Source organism: Rhodoferax sp. (assembly GCF_028715765.1).
In the GTDB taxonomy this organism is placed as follows: Bacteria; Pseudomonadota; Gammaproteobacteria; order Burkholderiales; family Burkholderiaceae_C; genus Rhodoferax.
The window spans coordinates 15,782-35,551 of record NZ_JAQURE010000012.1; the positions used below are offsets into that span (position 1 = coordinate 15,782).

20 protein-coding genes are annotated in these 19,770 nt (G+C 59.2%); 10 read left to right on the plus strand and 10 right to left on the minus strand.

Translation table 11 applies throughout. The features are described from left to right. Positions 1–3 precede the first annotated feature (3 nt). The gene (locus PHT20_RS06265; RefSeq protein WP_301019895.1) at positions 4–132 is read left to right on the plus strand and encodes a hypothetical protein; all 129 of its coding nucleotides are present in this window, start codon (positions 4–6) and stop codon (positions 130–132) included. Positions 133–169: 37 nt separating this feature from the next. On the opposite strand, the gene PHT20_RS06270 is transcribed toward PHT20_RS06265, so the two are convergent. Both PHT20_RS06270 and PHT20_RS06275 read right to left on the minus strand, forming a co-directional pair. After that, positions 170–568, minus strand: coding sequence for a type II toxin-antitoxin system death-on-curing family toxin (locus tag PHT20_RS06270; RefSeq protein WP_300085945.1), 399 nt, complete (start codon positions 566–568; stop codon positions 170–172). Beyond that, complete coding sequence (locus tag PHT20_RS06275) at positions 565–789, minus strand: AbrB/MazE/SpoVT family DNA-binding domain-containing protein (protein ID WP_300085948.1); 225 nt, start codon at positions 787–789, stop codon at positions 565–567. The genes PHT20_RS06270 and PHT20_RS06275 overlap by 4 nt, the downstream gene beginning before the upstream one ends. A 159-nt stretch (positions 790–948) precedes the next feature. Between PHT20_RS06275 and ureE the strand changes: the two genes are divergently transcribed. The 9 genes from ureE to urtE all read left to right on the plus strand — a co-directional run bounded on the left by ureE (position 949) and on the right by urtE (position 10,216). After that, positions 949–1,551 (plus strand): urease accessory protein UreE, encoded by a 603-nt coding sequence (gene ureE / locus PHT20_RS06280; protein ID WP_300085951.1) that lies wholly within the window; start codon positions 949–951, stop codon positions 1,549–1,551. A gap of 12 nt (positions 1,552–1,563) precedes the next feature. Continuing rightward, positions 1,564–2,241: an urease accessory UreF family protein gene (locus tag PHT20_RS06285; RefSeq protein WP_300085954.1), complete on the plus strand. Its 678-nt coding sequence runs from the start codon at positions 1,564–1,566 to the stop codon at positions 2,239–2,241. 51 nt (positions 2,242–2,292) lie between these two features. Further along, a complete protein-coding gene (gene ureG / locus PHT20_RS06290; RefSeq protein ID WP_301019859.1) occupies positions 2,293–2,949 on the plus strand; it encodes an urease accessory protein UreG in 657 nt (218 codons plus the stop codon). A 70-nt stretch (positions 2,950–3,019) separates the two neighbouring features. Beyond that, positions 3,020–4,198, plus strand: a complete 1,179-nt coding sequence (locus tag PHT20_RS06295; RefSeq protein ID WP_301019860.1) for a TIGR03790 family protein — start codon at positions 3,020–3,022, stop codon at positions 4,196–4,198. A gap of 151 nt (positions 4,199–4,349) precedes the next feature. Beyond that, the gene (gene urtA, locus PHT20_RS06300; protein ID WP_301019861.1) at positions 4,350–5,624 is read left to right on the plus strand and encodes an urea ABC transporter substrate-binding protein; all 1,275 of its coding nucleotides are present in this window, start codon (positions 4,350–4,352) and stop codon (positions 5,622–5,624) included. A 180-nt stretch (positions 5,625–5,804) separates the two neighbouring features. After that, positions 5,805–7,376 carry an urea ABC transporter permease subunit UrtB gene (urtB, locus tag PHT20_RS06305; RefSeq protein WP_301019862.1) on the plus strand — a complete coding sequence of 524 codons (1,572 nt, stop codon included), beginning with the start codon at positions 5,805–5,807 and terminating at the stop codon, positions 7,374–7,376. A gap of 2 nt (positions 7,377–7,378) precedes the next feature. Next, entirely contained in the window at positions 7,379–8,494 is a 1,116-nt protein-coding gene (gene urtC / locus PHT20_RS06310) for an urea ABC transporter permease subunit UrtC (RefSeq protein ID WP_301019863.1), read from the plus strand. Continuing rightward, positions 8,491–9,375, plus strand: coding sequence for an urea ABC transporter ATP-binding protein UrtD (urtD, locus tag PHT20_RS06315; RefSeq protein WP_301019864.1), 885 nt, complete (start codon positions 8,491–8,493; stop codon positions 9,373–9,375). Before urtC ends, urtD begins: the two co-directional genes overlap by 4 nt. A gap of 148 nt (positions 9,376–9,523) precedes the next feature. Then, positions 9,524–10,216, plus strand: a complete 693-nt coding sequence (gene urtE / locus PHT20_RS06320) for an urea ABC transporter ATP-binding subunit UrtE (protein WP_301019865.1) — start codon at positions 9,524–9,526, stop codon at positions 10,214–10,216. A gap of 13 nt (positions 10,217–10,229) precedes the next feature. Here urtE and PHT20_RS06325 read toward each other — a convergent pair whose 3' ends face one another. The 8 genes from PHT20_RS06325 to nirB form a co-directional block, all read right to left on the minus strand. Beyond that, positions 10,230–10,652, minus strand: a complete 423-nt coding sequence (locus tag PHT20_RS06325; RefSeq protein ID WP_301019866.1) for a PIN domain-containing protein — start codon at positions 10,650–10,652, stop codon at positions 10,230–10,232. Then, entirely contained in the window at positions 10,649–10,933 is a 285-nt protein-coding gene (locus PHT20_RS06330) for a type II toxin-antitoxin system Phd/YefM family antitoxin (RefSeq protein WP_301019867.1), read from the minus strand. Before PHT20_RS06330 ends, PHT20_RS06325 begins: the two co-directional genes overlap by 4 nt. A gap of 155 nt (positions 10,934–11,088) precedes the next feature. Continuing rightward, positions 11,089–11,919 carry an urease accessory protein UreD gene (locus PHT20_RS06335; protein WP_301019868.1) on the minus strand — a complete coding sequence of 277 codons (831 nt, stop codon included), beginning with the start codon at positions 11,917–11,919 and terminating at the stop codon, positions 11,089–11,091. Between the two features lie 10 nt (positions 11,920–11,929). Beyond that, a complete protein-coding gene (locus tag PHT20_RS06340; protein WP_301019869.1) occupies positions 11,930–12,223 on the minus strand; it encodes a hypothetical protein in 294 nt (97 codons plus the stop codon). Between the two features lie 13 nt (positions 12,224–12,236). Next, positions 12,237–13,544, minus strand: a complete 1,308-nt coding sequence (locus tag PHT20_RS06345; protein WP_301019870.1) for an ammonium transporter — start codon at positions 13,542–13,544, stop codon at positions 12,237–12,239. Between the two features lie 219 nt (positions 13,545–13,763). Next, positions 13,764–16,739, minus strand: a complete 2,976-nt coding sequence (locus PHT20_RS06350) for a nitrate reductase (protein WP_301019871.1) — start codon at positions 16,737–16,739, stop codon at positions 13,764–13,766. Positions 16,740–16,827: 88 nt separating this feature from the next. Next, complete coding sequence (gene nirD / locus PHT20_RS06355) at positions 16,828–17,211, minus strand: nitrite reductase small subunit NirD (RefSeq protein ID WP_301019872.1); 384 nt, start codon at positions 17,209–17,211, stop codon at positions 16,828–16,830. 81 nt (positions 17,212–17,292) lie between these two features. Then, positions 17,293–19,758: a nitrite reductase large subunit NirB gene (nirB, locus tag PHT20_RS06360; RefSeq protein WP_301019873.1), complete on the minus strand. Its 2,466-nt coding sequence runs from the start codon at positions 19,756–19,758 to the stop codon at positions 17,293–17,295. Between the last annotated feature and the right edge of the window lie 12 nt (positions 19,759–19,770).

The following is a 19,770-nucleotide window of genomic DNA, read 5'->3' on the forward strand; positions in this document are numbered from 1 at the left end:
GGCATCGCCATGGGCGACAGCCATAGCAGTTTTGACAGCCTGGTGCTTGCCGCCGACGGCGCGATGTACCAAGCCAAGCATCAAGGGCGTGGGTGCTATGTGGTGGCCAATACACCGAGTCCGTGCTTCTGAACCACTGCCCATAGTTTGAGCGCCATTCCGCTGTGTGTCAGCGTACCAGCAGGTGCTGGCGAACCCAAGCGGCGAAGGCGGCCTCGTCGATATCGCCTGCAGCGACGGACAGCATGGTCACAACGCAGTCAGCATCTGTGGCGGTCAACTCAAAGTCGTTGAGTGCCAAAAACAATTCCATGGCGACAAAGCCGGTTCGCTTGTTTCCATCAATAAAAGGATGGTTGCGCGAGATCCCATAACCGTAGCTGGCGGCCAGATCAGCCGTATCGGGCGTGCCATAGTTTTCAAGTTGCTTCGGCCTTGCCAAGGCTGATTCCAGCAAGTTCAAGTCACGCACGCCAGCGCCACCGCCGTGTTCTGCCAACTGTTCATCATGCACGGCGTGAATCAGGGCGATCTCAATCCACCCCCAGGTTTGTCGCTGGCCACTCATTTGGCCAACTCATGCAACACGGCGCGGCGTTTTTTCATGATGCGGCGCGCTTGCGTCATCTGTTCATCAAAATTCGGGTCATAGGGGGAAATGTTGAACCCATTGGCGGTGTCAGTCATGTACACCGCATCCCCTTTTTCAAGATTGAGTCGAGCCAAAACTTCCTTGGGCAGAATCACGCCAACCGAATTGCCGATTTGGGTGAGTTTGAGTGCAGTCATGGTGAAACCTTCAAAGTTATAACGGTTGTTATATTATCAGCGCTGATCCAGCTCAGCAAGGCCGCGTTTGGTCGGTGTGGCCTGGCCTCACATCGACAGGTCGGCACGGCTCTTGCAGAGTTGACCGCACCCCCATCCAAAATGCGTTGCAACGCCACCATGCTCCACATCTCCAAACTCATCCCCCAAGGCCACGGCCTGGCGGCCGCCTTGCTCAAACGCGCTGGTCATGTGGCGCTGGACTGGGACGTGCGGCAAAAAAGCCGGTTCGACGCCACCGACTCCGCTGACCGCCTACTTGGCATTTTTCTGCCGCGTGGCACGGTCGCACGCGGTGGCGACGTGCTGGTGGCGCAAGATGGCTCGCTGATCAAGGTGCTGGCTGCGCCGCAAACGGTGCTGAAAATCACCCATTGCCCCAATCACGGCACGCCGTTTGACCTGATCCGCGCCGCCTACCACCTGGGCAACCGCCATGTGCCAATCGAGCTGAAACCCGACCACCTCAAAATCGAACCTGACCACGTGCTGGCCGACATGCTGCGCGCCATGCACCTGGTCGTGACCGAGGTGACCGAACCGTTCGAGCCAGAAAACGGTGCCTACGCCACTGGTGGGCACTTTGGCGGACACCACCACGGGCATGACCATGACCATGACCACAACCTGGACCATGCTCAAGTCCACACGCCCGCACCCGCTGCCGTCCCAGATGCGCAGCCACCCCATGTGCATGGGCCGGGCTGCAGCCACCACCCTTAAGGCAGAGCCAGCATGCGTGACAGCAGTCTGATTCAGCTGATGTGGCTGGCCTCGCCAGCCTTGCCGATTGGTGGTTTTTCTTACTCAGAATGCCTTGAAGCCGCCGTAGATAGTGCTCAAGTAGCTACTGAAAGCGAAGCATCAAACTGGCTGCTGGATCAGCTTGAGCTGAGTCTGGCACGAAGCGATCTGGCGCTGCTGGCACAAGCCATTCCTGCCTGGCAGGCCGCCGACGCCGGGCGCATAGCGACCCTCAACGCCTGGGCGTTGCAAACCCGAGAAAGCAGCGAACTGCGTGCGCAAACCGAGCAAATGGGCCGCAGTTTGCTGGAGTGGCTGCGCAACCACACCACTGCCAAACCAGCGCAGATTGAGCTGTTGGCCAATGGGCAACCCACCTATCCCATCGCGTTTGCCTTGGCCGCCAGCAGCACGGCCGCACCCCTGCGCGACTGCCTGCTGGCCTACGCCTTTGGCTGGGCCGAGAACATGGTGCAGGCGGCCATCAAATCGGTGCCGCTGGGTCAAAGCGCTGGGCAGCGCATCCTCTCCAGACTGGCCGCAGAAATTCCTGCAGTCGTCGACCACGCACTGGCGGCAACCGACGACACACGCCAGGCGTTTGCCCCCATGCTGGCCATCTTGAGCGCCCAGCACGAGGTGCAATATTCAAGGCTTTTCAGGTCCTAGACCTTATATTTAAAGCATAAGCAGCTACACATTTTGAATAAAACACCGACCATGAACACACCTTTGCATCACATCAAAAAGCGCACCAAACCCCTACCGCCTTTGCGCGTGGGCATTGGCGGGCCGGTCGGCTCCGGCAAAACCACACTGCTTGAAATGCTGTGCAAAGCCATGCGCGACAAGTACGACCTGGTGGCCATCACCAACGACATTTACACCAAAGAAGACCAGCGCCTGCTGACCGTCAGCGGTGCCTTGCCCGCTGATCGCATCATGGGGGTAGAAACCGGCGGCTGCCCGCACACTGCCATCCGCGAAGACTGCTCGATCAATCTGGAAGCCATCGACCGCATGCTGGTCGATTTCCCCAACGCCGACATCGTGTTTTTAGAAAGTGGCGGCGACAACCTGGCCGCCACCTTCAGCCCCGAGCTGAGCGACTTGACGATTTACGTGATCGACGTGGCCGCTGGTGAAAAGATTCCCCGCAAAGGCGGCCCTGGCATCACAAAGAGCGACCTGTTTGTGATCAACAAAACCGACCTGGCACCGCATGTGGGGGCCGATTTGGACGTGATGGCGGCTGACACCACCCGCATGCGCACCACGGCCAAGGGTCTCAAACCGTTTGTCATGACCAACCTCAAGACCTTGAGCGGCCTGGATGACGTGATTAAGTTCATTCAAACCAAAGGCTTGTTGGGCTAATCGCATTTTTTTGCCCTGAAACTTTGCCCTGAAAACCGGCAGGGTATGGGGCAGCGGGTTTAATCGGGGCATGATGAATGCCAGTTTGTTCGGTTTAAAGTGTTCAGCGCTGCTGTTTTGTGCCCTGATGTGGTGCATTGGCATGGCGCAGGGCGAAGAGGCCCACTCATCCAACGCCTTGCCCGCCAGTGCACCGACTTTGGCGGCCAGCTCAACCCCGGCAGATAGTCCGGTGCTTGGGGCGAGTGCCGCTCAGGCGGATGTCCGCCGGCGCTGGGTGTCTGTGCCACGCATTCAGGGCAAACTCACCGCGGCCGACCTGGGGGTGGTCATCAACACCGCAGACCCTTATTCGGTGGCGGTGGGTAACTATTACGTGGCCAAGCGCGGCGTGCCGCAGGCGCAGGTGCTGCGCGTGGTGCTGCCGGTGCAAAAGTCATTGAGCGCGGCCGAGTTTGAGCGGCTTAACATCCAAATCAAAGCGCACATGGCGCCGCACGTGCAGGCTTTGGCGCTGGCCTGGTCGCAGCCCTTTGCGGTGCAATGCAATGGCATCACCGCTGCGGTCACGTTGGGGCTTGATCTGCAAGCCTGCCAAAACACCTGTGCCGCCAGCAAACCGTCGCGCTATTTCAATTCACCCAGCGCAAGACCTTACACCGACTTGGGGTTGCGGCCGTCGATGCTGTTAGCCGCGCGCACCATCAGCAGCGCCAAGGCTATGATCGACCGCGGTGTGGCGGCCGATGGCCAGCTGGGCAAGCTCGGTGGCTTGCCTGCCAACGCGGTGTTTGTCAGCACCGCAGACAGCGCGCGCAACGTGCGTGCCCCATTGTTCCCGCCCCCTGGCGGGTTGCCGCGCCGTGCCATTGCGGCGCAGCTGATCAACACGGATGCCACCCCCAACCTCAGTCGCGTGTTTTTGCTTCAAACTGGCTTGCCCAACCCAGACGTGCTCGCGCCCACGCAGTGGCTACCCGGGGCGCTGGCAGACCACCTGACCTCGTTTGGCGGGCAGTTGCTGGGTGGGTTGGGGCAAATGAGCGTACTGGACTGGCTTGAATCAGGCGCCACCGCCAGCTACGGCACCGTCAGCGAGCCCTGCAACCACTTGCAAAAGTTTCCGCATCCGCAGGTGCTATTGCTCAACTATGTGCAGGGCAGCACGGCGCTAGAGGCCTATTGGCGCAGTGTGGCGTGGCCCACTTTGGGCGTCTTTGTGGGCGAGCCGCTGGCCGCACCTTTTTAGCCATCAGCTGCCATTAGCTGTACGCCACTCGGCGTATTTCCCAAACCTTCTCGCTTGCCTAAAGTCACTCCATCGCTCAAGCACAGGCCTGTCATGCCACCGAAGGCACAGCCTGAGCGACAACGGTTTTATCAACTTTGGAGTAGCACACATGTCAACTTTGAACTCACGTCGTTTTACCCTCAAGGCACTCACTGCCGCCGTCGCGCTGACCACCCTGTCGGCATTGCCCGCCTACGCCGCCGACACCATCAAGGTCGGTATCTTGCACAGCTTGTCTGGCACCATGGCCATTTCTGAGACCGTGTTGAAAGACACCGTGCTGATGGCCATTGACGAGATCAATGCCAAGGGCGGACTGCTCGGCAAGAAGTTGGAACCCGTGGTGGTTGACCCGGCTTCCAACTGGCCGCTGTTTGCTGAAAAAACCAAGCAGTTGCTGGGTCAGGACAAGGTCGATGTGATCTTTGGCTGCTGGACCAGCGTAAGCCGCAAGTCGGTGTTGCCGGTGGTCGAAGAAATGAACGGCTTGCTGTTCTACCCGGTGCAGTACGAAGGTGAAGAGCTGTCCAAAAACGTGTTCTACACCGGTGCCGCGCCCAACCAGCAAGCCATTCCCGCAGTGGACTATTTGATGAGCAAAGACGGCGGCGCAGCCAAGCGCTGGGTCTTGTTGGGCACCGACTACGTGTACCCCCGCACCACCAACAAAATTTTGCGTGCCTACCTTAAATCCAAGGGCGTGGCTGACAAAGACATTGACGAAAAATACACACCGTTTGGCCACAGTGATTACCAGACCATCGTGGCTGACATCAAAAAATTCAGCGCCGGTGGCAAAACCGCCGTGGTTTCCACCATCAATGGTGACTCCAACGTGCCGTTCTACAAAGAACTTGGCAACGCCGGCCTGAAGGCCAAAGACGTGCCAGTGGTGGCCTTCAGCGTGGGTGAAGAAGAGCTGCGCGGTGTGGACACCAAGCCGCTGGTGGGTCACCTGGCCGCCTGGAACTACTTCCAGTCCATCAAGAACCCAACCAACACCGAGTTCATCAAAAAGTGGACAGCCTATGCCAAGGCCAAGGGCATTGCCGGTCACAAAGACAAGGCTTTGACCAACGACCCGATGGAAGCCACCTACATCGGCATCAACATGTGGAAACAAGCGGTTGAAAAAGCCAAGTCCACCGACGTGGACAAGGTGATTGCCGCCATGGCCGGCCAAACCTTCAAAGCCCCCAGCGGCATTGTGAGCAAGATGGATGAGAAGAACCACCACTTGCACAAGAGTGTGTTCATTGGCGAGATCAAGGCCGACGGCCAGTTCAACGTGGTCTGGAAGACTCCTGGCCCGGTGAAAGCCAAGCCATGGAGCCCGTACATCGAAGGCAATGCTGGCAAGCCTGACGAACCGGCGAAGAAGTAAGAAGCTACTGCGCGAGCCAATCTGGGGCTTGCAGTGCTCGCCGTACGGGAGTACGGCTGTGCGCTTCAAACCCCACCTTGACCCGCTCGCGACGCTTCTTCCTTTCTTCGCCAATTACCCTTTTCAAAAGAAATTGCAGCGTGGGCACTGCCACCCGTGCCCACACTACAGGTTCTGAATATGCTCAAAAGACTCCTTTCAATTACTACGCTTTTTATAGCTACTAGCGCATATTCCATAAGCGCTAGCGATGTAAAAAGCATCACACTCGGCGAAACCGACGCGCGTATCGAGGCGCTGGCCCAAGCCATGCAGGCAGCCGATGACCAGACTGCTGCCTTTCTGCAAGCCTTGTCTGACGATGCCGTCAAAGTCGCCGGAGAGCAGGTGTTGGTGGTGAAAGACGACAAGGCTTTTGATGCAGTCACCGGGGCTGAAATCCCCCTGCCTGAGGCGCTCGAAGACGTGATCAACAACAACCGCATGCGCGGTGAAATTGACTCGGCACTGGCCGCGCTCAAGCTCTTTTCCAAAGACGACACCGTGCGTGCCGCCGCGGTGAAACAACTGCAAAGTGATGCGGACGAAACCAAACTGCCGCTGATCGAAAAAGCCCTGGCCACCGAGCAAAACGCCGCCATCAAAGACCAACTGGGCATGGTGCGTGCCGCCGCCTTGCTCAATAGCACAGACAAAACCAAACGCCTGGAAGCCGCCAAACTGCTGGCCAGCAGCGGCCAGGCCAACACCAAAACCATGCTGTTGGCGCGCCTTGAGCAAGAGCCTGACGCACAAGTTAAAGCCGCTCTGGGCGCGGCACTGCGCCAGGTGGAAGCTGCCCTGGCCTGGGGTGACCGGCTGGGAGCCTTGTTCAGCGGCATCAGCCTGGGCTCGATCCTGCTGCTGGTGGCGCTGGGCCTGGCCATCACCTACGGGCTGATGGGCGTGATCAACATGGCGCACGGCGAGCTGATGATGATTGGCGCCTATGCGACCTATGTGGTGCAAGGCCTGTTTCAAAAATACCTGCCCGGCGCGTTTGACTGGTATTTGCTGGCGGCGGTGCCGGTGGCGTTCATGGCATCCGCCCTGATGGGAGCGGCGCTGGAGCGCAGTGTGATCCGCTTTTTGTATGGCCGCCCGCTGGAAACCCTGCTGGCCACCTGGGGCATCAGCTTGATGCTGATGCAGTTGGTGCGCAGCATTTTTGGTGCCCAAAACGTGGGGGTGGAAAACCCGTCGTGGATGAGTGGTGGCGTGCAGGTGCTTGGCAATTTGTCGCTGCCCTACAACCGCTTGGTCATCATTGGTTTTGCCCTGTTTGTGCTGGGCAGCGTGGCCTGGATGATTGGCAAGACACGGCTGGGGCTGTTCGTGCGCGGGGTCACGCAAAACCGCCCGATTGCCTCGTGCATGGGGGTGAACACGGCGCGCATTGACACCTACGCCTTCGCGTTGGGCTCTGGCATTGCCGGGCTGGCGGGTTGCGCCTTGAGCCAGGTGGGCAACGTGGGGCCAGACCTGGGCCAGGGCTACATCGTCGATGCCTTCATGGTGGTGGTGCTGGGCGGTGTGGGGCAGTTGGCGGGCACGGTCTACGCCGCGTTGGGGCTGGGCATTTTGAACAAGTTTCTGGAGGGGTTGACCGGTGCGGTATTGGCCAAGATTGCGGTGCTGGTGTTCATCATCATCTTCATTCAAAAACGACCCCAAGGCATCTTCGCCATGAAAGGCCGCTCGGCGGAGGCATGAACATGAACACAACTTTGAACCCGGTTTCCTTGCCCGCCCCCGCGCCGTTGCTCAGTCGCAGCGGTTGGGCCGGCTTTCTGGTCGCCTTGATTGTGGTGTGTGCGGTGGCTCCGGTGCTGAATTTGGCAGTGCCGCAGGGCAGTGTGTTTCACCTGAGTGACTACGGCGTGGGGCTGCTCGGTCGCATCATGTGCTATGCCATTTGTGCGCTGGCCATGGATTTGATCTGGGGCTTTACCGGCATCTTGAGCTTGGGGCACGGCTTGTTTTTTGCGCTGGGTGGCTATGTCATGGGCATGTATTTGATGCGCCAAATTGGGCTGGACGGCAATTACAAAAGTGCCCTGCCTGACTTCATGGTGTTTCTGGACTGGAAGACGCTGCCCTGGCACTGGACGTTTTCCGGCAGCTTTGTCGCCACCCTGTTTCTGATCATCGCTGTGCCAGGCCTCGTGGCCTTTGTGTTTGGCTACTTTGCCTTTCGCTCGCGCATCAAGGGCGTGTACTTTTCCATCATCACCCAGGCCATGACCTTTGCCGCCATGCTGCTGTTTTTCCGCAACGAGACTGGTTTTGGCGGGAACAACGGTTTTACCGACTTCAAGCGCATTCTGGACATTCCCATTGCCACGCCCCACATGCGCATGACCTTGTTTGTGCTGACCGGCCTGACACTGCTGGGTTTCTTTTTGCTGTCGCGTTGGCTCATCAACAGCAAGTTTGGCCGCGTGTTGCAAGCCGTACGCGACGCTGAAACACGGGTCATGTTCAGTGGCTACTCGCCCGTGGGCTACAAGCTCACCATCTGGACCATTTCAGCCATGATGTGCGGCGTGGCCGGTGCCTTGTATGTGCCGCAAGTGGGCATCATCAACCCCAGCGAAATGAGTCCGGCCAATTCGATTGAGATTGCCATCTGGGCCGCCGTAGGAGGCCGCGCCACGCTGATCGGGCCAATTCTGGGCGCGTTCATTGTCAGCGGCGTCAAAAGTTGGCTGACCGTGGCCTACCCCGAGTTTTGGTTGTATTTTTTAGGTGCGCTGTTCATTGGGGTTACGCTGTTTTTACCTGACGGCGTGGTGGGTCTGGTCAAAAAACTGAAAGGTGGTTCGAAATGACGCCCGAGCTGATGGAGCAGGGCGCGCGCCATGCCGAAGCCTACCGCGCCAAACAGTCCCAGCGCCAGGGGCAAACCGCCTCGGGTGGGCGTTCTGCGGGTTTTGCCAGGCTGGCGCCGGCACCGGGTGAAGTGGATGTGACCCACGGGCGCATTCTTTACCTGGAAGATGTCAACGTGAGTTTTGACGGCTTCAAGGCCATCAACCATTTGTCGCTTGACATTGCTCCCGGCGAGCTGCGCTGCATCATTGGCCCCAATGGCGCGGGCAAAACCACCATGATGGACATCATCACTGGCAAAACCCGCCCGGATTCGGGTCAGGTGTTTTATGGCAGCACGATCGATTTGTTGCGCTTCAAAGAGGCCGAAATTGCCCAGATGGGCATTGGCCGCAAGTTCCAGAAACCCACGGTGTTTGAGCAGCTCACGGTGTTTGAAAACCTGGAGCTGGCTTTGAAAACCAACAAGGCCGTGACCGCATCCATGTTGTTCAAGCTGGATTCAAAGCAGAGCGACCGACTGGCCGAAGTGCTGCACACCATCCATCTGGCAGACAGCGTGTCGCGCCAGGCGGGCTACCTCAGCCATGGGCAAAAGCAGTGGCTGGAGATTGGCATGTTGCTGATGCAAGACCCCAAGCTGTTGCTGCTGGATGAACCTGTGGCGGGCATGACCGATGAGGAAACCGAGCGTACGGCTGAGCTTTTTTTGTCTTTGAAGGGCAAGCATTCGCTGATGGTGGTGGAGCATGACATGAGCTTCATCAACACCATCTCGGACATCGTCACGGTGTTGTGCGACGGCGCGGTGCTGGCGCAGGGCACGCTGGCGCAGGTGCAGGCGGATGAACGGGTGATTGAGGTGTATCTTGGACGGTGAGTTTGTGTCTTTACCAGACGGGGTGGCCGGGATGTGCGCCCGGCTGCGCACTCACTTTTCTTTGCTTCGCCAAAGAAAAGTGAGTCGCCCGCCGGGGCGAGACCCTGCCAACAGCCGCATCAAAAACCATAAAAAAGGATAAACACAGATGCTGAACGTCACCAACATCAACCAATACTACGGCGGCTCCCACATCTTGCGCGACGTGAACCTGCAAGCCAGCCTGGGCAAAATCACCGTCATTTTGGGCCGCAACGGGGTCGGCAAAACCACCCTGCTCAAAAGCCTGATGGGTCTGGTGCCAATCAAAACAGGTGCGATTGAATTCGACGGCAGGCCCATCCAAAACGCCACACCTTTTGAGCGTGCCAGAGCCGGCATCGGTTTTGTTCCGCAAGGCCGCGAGATTTTTGCCAGGTTGACTGTCGAGGAAAACCTGGCCATGGGACTGGCCTACAAACCTGCCAGCACACCGATTCCGCCCGAATTGTTTGAACTGTTCCCGGTCTTGAAGCAAATGCTCAAGCGCCGTGGCGGCGACCTGTCCGGCGGCCAGCAACAGCAGTTGGCCATTGCCCGCGCGCTGGCCGCTGGCCCCAAACTGCTGATGCTCGACGAGCCCACCGAAGGCATCCAGCCCAGCATCATCAAAGACATTGGCCGCGTCATCCGCATGTTGGCCGACCGAGGTGACATGGCCATTGTGCTGGTGGAGCAGTACTACGACTTCGCCCAAGAGTTGGCTGATCACTACGTGGTCATGGAACGCGGTGCCGTCAAAGCCCAAGGCTTGGGTGCCAACATGGAAGCGGATGGCGTGCGGCAGATGGTGGCGATTTGAAATTGCAAGCCCGTCAATCTTCAAAATACAACGCGACACGATCAGTCGTCCATGTCGCCACACCAGTGCCAAAAAAATCAGCATCTTCCGTCCACACTGGGCAACCAATCGTCAGGGCGCATGCAAGAACCGGCCAATCATCGGCATCGCGGATGGAAATTCTTTGGAGCGATTGTTGCTTGAGTCCTTCGTAAAGTTCGAGTTCTACGGGTTGAACGATTGACTCAAGGGTGTCCAGCACGGTCACGGCCGCACTGCTGTCAAGGCCGCGCTTTTCCAATAATGCAGGCAAGTACTTGCGGGCATCCAAGTAGGCAACATCAGGTGCAAAAAATTTGGTTGTAGCCGCGTTGACAAGCAACAGCTGCCGCACGCGTTTGCCCAGTACTGCCCGGATCAGAATATTGGCATCCAAGACAAGGGCTTTGGGGCTCATTGCGCCGTCACCTTGAGTTTTTTATTTGCAGTGGTCTGTTTGCGCACTGCTTTGAAGTCAGCAACAACTGTCTCCACATCCACGTCGTGTGCTGCCAGCAATTGGTCTAGTGTTTTGCTGGCCTTTTTCAGTGCCGTGATGTCTGCATCGACCTGGCCATGGGTCGGAATGAAATACCCAACTGTGTGGCCATGACGCGTTACCGCGACGGGTGAACTCGATGCAATGAACTCTGCGATACCGGCTCGGAACTCGCGAATGCCTACTTTGGTGGTTTCCATGGTGCTGCCCTTGATGTTCGGAATTGAGATAGAAATGTGTATTTAAGTGTACGCAATTTGTTTTGAATTTGCGCAAAACCCAAAACGAGTGAAGTTGCGTTGCTGTCCACCGTCAAGGCGTTGGACCAGAAGCGCCCGCCAATACACGGTAGATCTCACATAGACCAAATCCGGGGTAGGGTGGCTGGCAACCCCCAAAAATGCGCCCGCCAGTTCACCCACACTTGTCGCAGCAATTCCACTGCGGGTTCCACCAGCGGCGACAGCACCCGCACCACCAGCACTTGCGGGTTGGGGCAGGTGGCACCCGCCGTGCCGCGCAAAGCATGGCCATCGAGCACTTGGCGAGCCATGTCTAGCGCGGCCGCGCGGCGGGGTTTGTCAAGTGCAGTGCCCGCAGCAAAAAACAGGGTGGCCATGCAGCGCTGGCCTGCCAGCCCCAGCGGGCCGTCCATCAGGCGGGTGTCGCTGGCATCGATCAGCCCACGCTCCAGCCACACGTCAGGCAGCTCAAGGTGTTGCAACAAACGGCCTTGGGTAAAGGGTAAATCGGCTGCGGGCAGGCCCAGCGCGGTGATGTCCCAACCCATGCATTCGGCTTGCGGCGCCAGGTTCAAAGTGAGGTGGTTTTCGGCCAGGCATTGGTTGTAGGCGATGGTCTCCAATGGCAACCATTCCAGCCGTGCCTGGTCACGCAGGGTGATCTGGGTGCGCTGCACTGCTGGCTCGCCTGCCGAGCGGTAAAAACGGGTGGCACCCGGGGTGGTGATCAGGCCATGCGCGGCGCCGCTGGCCGCCACCGTGATGTCAAGCGTGTCGCCACCCACCAAGCCGCCGGGCGGGTGCACCAGCACGTTGTGGCAGACCGCATGACCCTCGGGGTAAAGGCTTTGCAGCAGCCGCAGTGGACCGCTGTGGGTGTGGCGCGCCACGCTGCGTTGCTGCTCTTGGCTGTAGTTGATGTCAAGTTGGGCGTGCCAGGTCATGGGTGCGAATTTACCGTAAGCCCCGCATGTAACGAATCAGCCCCGTGTCTTCATGCCTTAAATCGGTCTTTTTATAACCATTGGTCTGTGGCTGGGGTGGCAGCAGCAGCACGCTGAGCTTTTCAGCCAGTTCGGCCAGGTCGGGATGGCCTTCCTTTTGGGCATAGTCGTTTGAAAATCGAATGATTTCCTCTGCGTATTCGCGGTTGCAAGCCAACCATTCGGTGTCGGTCACACGGCCAGTTTTACGCCGCAGCATCACATGCATGCGGGCGGCCAGGGCAATTTTTTCGCTGCTTCTCATGGTGTGACTCCAATCAAGTGCCAAGTTGTTCCCGATGCAGGGAAATGTCCAGACCGGTTTGCTCAAAAGCTTCATCCACCCGCAAGCCAACCCATCCTTTGGTGACCCACAGCAGCAAGGCGCTCATGGCGCCGCTGTACAGCACCACAACCGCCACACCTATCAGCTGGGTACTCCAATGCGCCGGTACACCCGAGATGCTTTTGCTGGCCAATACGCCGGTGAGCAGCGAGCCCACAATGCCACCAATGCCATGCACGCCAAACACGTCCAGCGAGTCATCGGCATTGAGCATGCGCTTGAGACCCGTGGCACCCCAATAACATGCCAGCCCAGCCACCGCACCAATCAGCACTGCAGATCGTGGCGTGACAAAACCTGCAGCGGGAGTGATGGCCACCAGACCTGCCACCAGCCCCGAGCACAAACCCAGCAAAGACGGACGGCCGCGCACCAGCCACTCCCCCAGCATCCAGAAAATGGCTCCGGCCGCCGCCGCGATTTGCGTCACTGCCATGGCCAAACCGGCACGCCCGTCTGCAGCAAGGGCTGAGCCGGCGTTAAAACCAAACCAGCCCACCCACAACAGCCCGGCTCCGACCATGGTCAGGCCTAGGTTAAACGGCTGAAAAGGTTCATGCCCGTAACCTTTGCGTGGGCCCAAGGCATAGGCACAGACCAAGCCGGTGACCCCGGCGTTGATGTGCACCACCGAGCCACCGGCAAAGTCCAGCACGCCCATTTGCGCCAGCCAGCCACCTGGCTCCCAGACCCAGTGCGCAATTGGGGCATAGACCAGCATCGACCACAATCCAATGAACCACAACAGTGCTGAAAACTGCATGCGCTCCACCACTGCGCCCACAATCAAGGCCGCCGTGATGATGGCAAAACTGAGTTGGTACATGGCGTACACCGATTCCGGCAAATTGGGGGCGATGTAACTGACCGCCACCTGGCCGCTGTCCTTGATGTAGTCCAAGCCAACAAACCACAAACGCTCAGTGCCACCCCACCAGGGGTTGCCAGGGGTAAAGGCCAACGAGTAGCCCACAGCGAACCACAACAAGGTGACCAACCCAGCAATGGCCACCACGCTGGCCAGGGTGTTGATGAAATTTTTGCGTCGGATCATGCCACCGTAAAACAAGGCAATACCTGGCAAGGTCATCAGCAGCACCAAAGCGGTGCTGGTGAGCATCCAGGCGGTATCAGCGCTGCTGATGCTGCTCTGGGCAACCAAAGCGGGGTGAGTTAGCGCCACACTGGAGGCAACAGCAGCGCTGACCGCACTGGCCGCCAGCGTGGGTGCAGTTGCCATATCTTGAGAAGCTGCACCAAAGTGGAAACTCCACAACACAGCCCAAAGGCCAATCAGTTTGAATAGATGCATCGTATGAGTCCAACAGTTGTAATGGTTAACCCTAAGCACAGGGTGTGCCAACTGCTGATTGATGCGCTGAAACTAATGCCCTTGAGCGCTACGCTGTGCCCAGGCTGTGGTGTGTTGGCTGGAACCGGCCGAGATCATCCCTCAGGGTCAAGAAAATTGCCGCACCATGCGCTGCAACTGTGGCACGCACGAGCCGCAGTTGGTGCCGCAATGCAACGCGGCTTTCAATGCGTCAAGCACGTGGGTGGCCTGGCCCGTGTGGGAGGCATCAGAGGCATGCGCAGCATGGCTGCTGAGGTGGTTTTGAATGGCCACATCGGTGACGTTAAAACAGGTGCAAACCGTGGTGCCGCGCGATACCACCGGCACCGGCGGTGTGGCTCCGGGGATGAGCAGCGCCCGGCCATACGAATGGGCTGGCAAAGATTCTTTGAGCAAGGTGGTGATCCAGCTTTGGGCGCTGATGTCCCCGGCCAGCAAAAAGCCTTCCAGCGACGTTTGTGTGTCGTGCTCCACCAGCCGGGCGGCACGGCGCTGACCGCGTTTGGGGTCTGAGTAACGCAGCACCTCTGGCCCTTTGATGTGTAAGAGTGACTCTATTTGTGCCAGCACGGCAGGCTCTGGTGCGGCGTGGTGCGCAGCGCGAAACAGCAGGCCACAGCGCTCGCTGGTGCTGGTGTCGTTGCCGTTGCCAGGGCCAGTGGCATCAGTCGCACTGGCGGCACTGACCACATTGGCATCTACACCATTGGAAAACGGCACGCAGGTGGCAAAGTCAAATTGCGTCATCAGCGCTTGCAGGTCGTTGCGGACGTTGATCAGCTGCGACTCGGGCAACCAAGCCATGGTCAGCAGTTGCCAGGGCAGGTCGGCCTTGAGGATTTTGATGGGGGTGTGTTTGAACTCGGGCTGTTTGGAGTCTGGGCAAAACACGCCGCTGGTCAAGGCGTTGACCCCTGCCAGGCGCTCGCCTTGGGCGTTTTGACCACTGATGAATTCTTCACCCCAATGCATGGCCATGAAAGCCTGACTTGCACTGATTTCAGGGCTGGCTTGCACTGGCACCAGCACCGAGCCACGCACACTGGTGAGGTACACCAGGTCACCGTCTTTGAGGCCACGCTGGCGCATGTCTTGCGGGTGCATTTGCACGCAGGGCTCACTGTCGTGGCCAAACAGGCGGCCCAACGTGCCGGTTCGGCTCATGCCGTGCCACTGGTCGCGCAGGCGTCCGGTGGTCAGGGCAAACGGGTAGCGGGCGCTGCGAGGCTCGGCCACGGCCTGAAAAGCGGCAGGGATGAAGTGCGCCTTGCCGTCTGCCGTGGGAAACACACCGTCCTCATAAAGTCTGGCTTTGCCTTGGCGTTCGCCTTCTGTCAAAGGCCATTGTTGGGGTGCAGCCTCCAGCATGGCGTAGCTCATGCCGGTGATGTCGAGGTCGCGCCCACGGGTGGTTTCGCGGTGTTCGTTCCAGATGGATTCTGGGTTGGTGTAGGGGAACAGGCTGCTTCGGTTTAAACCCGCCATCGGGGTCAGAGCCGAATTCGGTGCTGCATCTGCTGTCTTCGGCAAAGCTTGTAGCCCGAATTCGGATCTGACCCCGCTGGCTGGCATTGTTGGCAAATGTGCTACCAGCCGTTGCGCAAAGTCGGTGGCGATCAGCCAGTCGTGGCGGCACTCGCCCGCCGGGTTGACAGCGGCGCGCACGCGGCTGATGCGCCGCTCTGAGTTGGTCACGGTGCCTTCTTTTTCGCCCCAGGTGGTGGCCGGCAGCAGCAGGTCGGCATAGCGGCAGGTGGCAGTGGTGGCAAAGGCTTCTTGCACCACCACAAATTCGGCGCGCTGCAAGGCGCGGCGCACCGTGGCTTGGTCGGGCATGGATTGCGCTGGGTTGGTGCAGGCAATCCACAAGGCTTTGATGTCGCCGTCTGCAGCAGCCTGGAACATTTCGACGGCTGTTTTGCCGGGCTTGGCCGGCACGTCTGGCACACCCCACAGGGCGGCCACTTCAGCGCGGTGGCTGGCGTTGGCCAAGTCGCGGTGACCAGAGAGCAAGTTGGCCATGCCGCCCACTTCGCGCCCGCCCATGGCATTGGGCTGGCCAGTGAGCGAAAACGGGCCGGCGCCAGGCTTGCCGATCTGGCCAGTGGCCAGGTGCAGATTGATGAGCGAGGTGTTTTTGGCGGTGCCGCTGCTGGACTGGTTCAAGCCCTGGCAGTACAGGCTCAGCGTCGGGGTGCGGCCCTGTGGGGTGACCCCTGCAAACCACTGCGCGGCTTGCAGCAAGGCGGCTTGGGAGATACCGCACATGTGCGCCACTTTGTCAGGCGTGCAATCGCGCACCAGGGTTTTCAGAGCCTCAAAACCGCTGGTGTGTGCCGCGACAAACCCGGTGTCAAGCCAGCCTTCCCACAGCATCAGGTGCAACATGCCGTGGTGCAGCATGACATCAGTGCCGGGCTGGATTTGCAAAAACAGGTCGGCGTCAGCTGCGGTGTCGGTGCGCCGGGTGTCAACCACCACCACTTTCATGGCCGGGTTGGCACGGCGTGCATCTTCAAGGCGGCGGTACAAAATGGGGTGCGCGTAAGCCGGGTTGGCGCCGGTAATGAACAGTGTGCCAGCGTGTGGCAGGTCGTCATAGCAAGCTGGGGGCGCATCCATGCCCAGCGTTTGCTTGTAGCCCGCCACGGCGCTGCTCATGCACAGGCGCGAGTTGCTGTCGACGTTGTTGGTACCCACCAAGCCCTTGGCGAGTTTGTTGAAGACGTAATAGTCTTCGGTCAGCAACTGGCCTGACAAGTAAAAACCCACTGCATCCGGGCCATGCGTCTGGATGACTTGCGCAAACTTCTTTGCCGCCATATCCAGCGCACTGTGCCAGTCGGTGCGTTGTGCCGGTGCGTCGCGCTGGGCGCGCTGCATGGGGTGCAGCAACCGCGCTTGCGCAGTGATGTCGGCGCTGGCCGTCAGGTGCAGGGTAGAGCCCTTGCTGCACAGGCGGCCAAAGTTGGCTGGGTGGTCGGGGTCGCCGCGCACGCCGGTGATCTGGTTGCCGCTGGATTCGATGATCACCCCGCAGCCCACACCGCAGTAAGGGCAGGTCGAACGCGTTTCAGTCATGGCTTGGGTTCTTTCAAAGCGTGTGTGCGTGGCCAAGCAGCGGGTGGATCGGTGTCATGGTCACGCTGCAGGGGAGTTGGCAATGGCCTTAAACGCAGGCCTTGTGCCGCGCCGGGCCAGCGATGGGGCGGGTTTGCTCTGTGGCGTGGCTGGCCAGCTCGGCAGTTTTCAGGAACACTTGCCCGGCCACTACCTTGATTTCAAAACGCGGCGTACAGCCCTCGTCTGGCGCGGCGGCCTGGCCGGTGCACAGGCCAATGGTCCAGTTGTGCAACGGGCAGGCCACACTGGTGCCAAACACTATGCCTTGGCTCAAGGGGCCGCCTTTGTGCGGACAGCGGTCAAGCAGGGCAAACACCTCGCCCGTGTCGTTGCGAAACACCGCCACATCCATGCCAGCGCTGCGAGACACGCGGCGAGAGCCCAGCACAGGGATGTCGTCGATTTGGCAGATGAGAGTCCATTCGTTCATTTTGCTATTTCCTTTGTAGCTTATTACGCTTGTTGTATATGGTCTAGAGGCCTAAAAAGCATATAAAAATAGGGTCAAGGTTCAGACACTCAAGGCTTCAAACTGGCGTGTATCTACCGCCGCTTTGTCAAATTCAAACCAGGGGTCGGGTTCGCCGTCCAGGGCAAACTGCAGGTTGTCCCAGAGTGTTTTTCGGCCTGCTGCGTCTTCCACGATGCGTTTTTTGATGTAGTCCAAGCCGACGCGGTTGACAAAATGCACGGTGCGCTCCAGGTACCAGCCTTCCTGGCGGTACAGCTCACAAAAAGCGCCGGTGTATTCCAGCACCTCGGCGGCGGTCTTGACCTTCACCAAAAAGTGCGCCACCTCGGTCTTGATGCCACCGTTGCCTGCCACATACATCTCCCAGCCACTGTCGACACCGATGATGCCGACGTCTTTGATGCCCGCCTCAGCACAGTTGCGCGGGCAGCCGCTGACGGCAAATTTGACCTTGTGCGGTGCGTACATGCGCCACATGGCGCGCTCCAGGTCTTTGCCCATTTGCGTGCTGTCTTGCGTGCCCATGCGACACCACTCAGAGCCGACGCAGGTTTTCACGGTGCGCAGCGCCTTGGCGTAGGCGTGGCCACTGGGCATGCCGAGGTCTTGCCAGACGGCGGGCAACTGCTCTTTTTTAACCCCCAGCAAGTCAATGCGCTGACCGCCGGTGACCTTGACGGTGGGAATCTGGTACTTGTCCACCACGTCGGCAATGCGGCGCAGTTCACTGGCACTGGTCTCGCCGCCCCACATGCGCGGAATCACGCTGTAAGTGCCGTCCTTTTGGATGTTGGCATGGCTGCGCTCATTAATAAAACGGCTTTGCGGGTCGTCTTTGGCTTCTTTGGGCCAGGTGCTGATCAGGTAATAGTTCACCGCCGGGCGGCAACTGGCGCAGCCGTTGGGGGTTTTCCATTCCAGGAAGCTGTAGACATCGGCCAAGGTGGTGAGCTTGTTGGCGCGAATGGCGTCGCGCACCGCTTGGTGGCCGTGGTCGGTGCAGCTGCACAGGGGTTTGGTTTTGGGGGTGGCCGAGTAGTCAGCCCCAGCGGTAAAGATCAGCAGCTGCTCCACCAGACTGGTGCATGAGCCGCAAGACGCGCTGGCCTTGGTGTGTTTGCGCACCTCATCGAGGGTCATCAGGCCTTTTTCTTTGATGGCTTTGCAGATGGTGCCTTTGGTCACGCCATTGCAGCCGCACACCTCGTCGGTGTCAGCCATGGCCACGGCCTTGTTTTGGCCTTGGTGACCAGCGTCACCCGTGCTGCCTTCACCAAACATCAGCTTGTCGCGGATGTCAGCCACCGGGCGGCCATCGCGCAGCAGCTTGAAGTACCAGCTGCCGTCCACCGTGTCGCCATACAGGCAGGCACCCACCAGCTTGTCGTCTTTGAGCACCAGCTTTTTGTAGACCCCGCCCTTGGGGTCACTCATGACAATTTCTTCGGTGTCTGTGCCCCCGGCAAAGTTGCCGGCGCTGAACAAGTCAATGCCGGTGACCTTGAGTTTGGTGGAGGTCAGTGAGCCGGTGTAACGCCCAATGCCAAACTGCGCCAGGTGATTGGCCGCCACTTTGGCTTGCTCAAACAGCGGTGCCACCAAGCCGTAAGCGGTGCCACGGTGGGCAGCGCATTCGCCCACGCTGTAGATGCGTGCGTCGGTGATGGTTTGCAGTGTGTCGTTGACCACAATGCCCTTGTCGCAATGCAGGCGCATGGCTTGTGCCAGCTCGGTGTTGGGGCGAATACCCACCGCCATGACCACCAAGTCAGCAGGCACCTCACTGCCATCTTTGAACTTGATGGCTGTGACGCGGCCATCCGGGCCACCCACCAGCTCCTGGGTTTGTGCGCCCATCAGGAAGTTCAAGCCGCGCTCTTCCAATGACTTTTGCAACAGTTTGCCGGCCACGTCGTTAAGTTGGCGCTCCATCAAGGTGGGTTGCACATGCACCACGCTCACCGTCATGCCGCGCAGCATCAGGCCGTTGGCGGCTTCCAGGCCGAGCAGACCGCCGCCAATGACGACAGCATGTTTGAAGTGCGTGGCCGCGTCGATCATGGCGTTGGTGTCGGCAATGTCGCGGTAGGCAATCACGCCAGCCAGATCTTTGCCCGGAATCGGCAGCATGAAAGGGTTCGAGCCGGTGCACAGCAGCAAGCGGTCGTAGCCCGTGCTGATGGTTTCACCCGCAGTATTTTGGGCGTGCACCACACGTTTGATGCGGTCGACCGAAGTCACACGCCAGCCGGCGTGCAGGGTGATGTGGTGGTCGGTGTACCAAGACCAGTCGTTGAGCACGATTTGGTCAAGCGTTTGCTCGCCTGCCAGCACCGGGCTGAGCAAGATGCGGTTGTAGTTGGGGTGCGGCTCAGCGCCAAACACCGTGATGTCATACAGGTCGGGCGCAATTTTGAGCAGCTCTTCCAAGGTGCGTACACCGGCCATGCCGTTGCCGACCAGCACGAGTTTCAGTTTGGGTTTGGGTTCTACGCGCATGTCCATGATGTGCTTTCA

Excerpts from the sequence above, each read along its gene's own strand:
- PHT20_RS06350 (WP_301019871.1), bottom strand. The coding sequence starts at position 16,739 with ATGACTGAAACGCGTTCGACCTGCCCTTACTGCGGTGTGGGCTGCGGG.
- PHT20_RS06345 (WP_301019870.1), bottom strand. The coding sequence starts at position 13,544 with ATGGCAACTGCACCCACGCTGGCGGCCAGTGCGGTCAGCGCTGCTGTT.
- PHT20_RS06340 (WP_301019869.1), bottom strand. The coding sequence starts at position 12,223 with ATGAGAAGCAGCGAAAAAATTGCCCTGGCCGCCCGCATGCATGTGATG.
- nirB (WP_301019873.1), bottom strand. The coding sequence starts at position 19,758 with ATGGACATGCGCGTAGAACCCAAACCCAAACTGAAACTCGTGCTGGTC.
- urtB (WP_301019862.1), top strand. The coding sequence starts at position 5,805 with ATGCTCAAAAGACTCCTTTCAATTACTACGCTTTTTATAGCTACTAGC.
- PHT20_RS06335 (WP_301019868.1), bottom strand. The coding sequence starts at position 11,919 with ATGACCTGGCACGCCCAACTTGACATCAACTACAGCCAAGAGCAGCAA.
- PHT20_RS06270 (WP_300085945.1), bottom strand. The coding sequence starts at position 568 with ATGAGTGGCCAGCGACAAACCTGGGGGTGGATTGAGATCGCCCTGATT.
- ureG (WP_301019859.1), top strand. The coding sequence starts at position 2,293 with ATGAACACACCTTTGCATCACATCAAAAAGCGCACCAAACCCCTACCG.
- nirD (WP_301019872.1), bottom strand. The coding sequence starts at position 17,211 with ATGAACGAATGGACTCTCATCTGCCAAATCGACGACATCCCTGTGCTG.
- urtA (WP_301019861.1), top strand. The coding sequence starts at position 4,350 with ATGTCAACTTTGAACTCACGTCGTTTTACCCTCAAGGCACTCACTGCC.
- urtD (WP_301019864.1), top strand. The coding sequence starts at position 8,491 with ATGACGCCCGAGCTGATGGAGCAGGGCGCGCGCCATGCCGAAGCCTAC.
- PHT20_RS06275 (WP_300085948.1), bottom strand. The coding sequence starts at position 789 with ATGACTGCACTCAAACTCACCCAAATCGGCAATTCGGTTGGCGTGATT.
- PHT20_RS06295 (WP_301019860.1), top strand. The coding sequence starts at position 3,020 with ATGATGAATGCCAGTTTGTTCGGTTTAAAGTGTTCAGCGCTGCTGTTT.
- PHT20_RS06285 (WP_300085954.1), top strand. The coding sequence starts at position 1,564 with ATGCGTGACAGCAGTCTGATTCAGCTGATGTGGCTGGCCTCGCCAGCC.
- urtE (WP_301019865.1), top strand. The coding sequence starts at position 9,524 with ATGCTGAACGTCACCAACATCAACCAATACTACGGCGGCTCCCACATC.
- ureE (WP_300085951.1), top strand. The coding sequence starts at position 949 with ATGCTCCACATCTCCAAACTCATCCCCCAAGGCCACGGCCTGGCGGCC.
- PHT20_RS06330 (WP_301019867.1), bottom strand. The coding sequence starts at position 10,933 with ATGGAAACCACCAAAGTAGGCATTCGCGAGTTCCGAGCCGGTATCGCA.
- urtC (WP_301019863.1), top strand. The coding sequence starts at position 7,379 with ATGAACACAACTTTGAACCCGGTTTCCTTGCCCGCCCCCGCGCCGTTG.
- PHT20_RS06325 (WP_301019866.1), bottom strand. The coding sequence starts at position 10,652 with ATGAGCCCCAAAGCCCTTGTCTTGGATGCCAATATTCTGATCCGGGCA.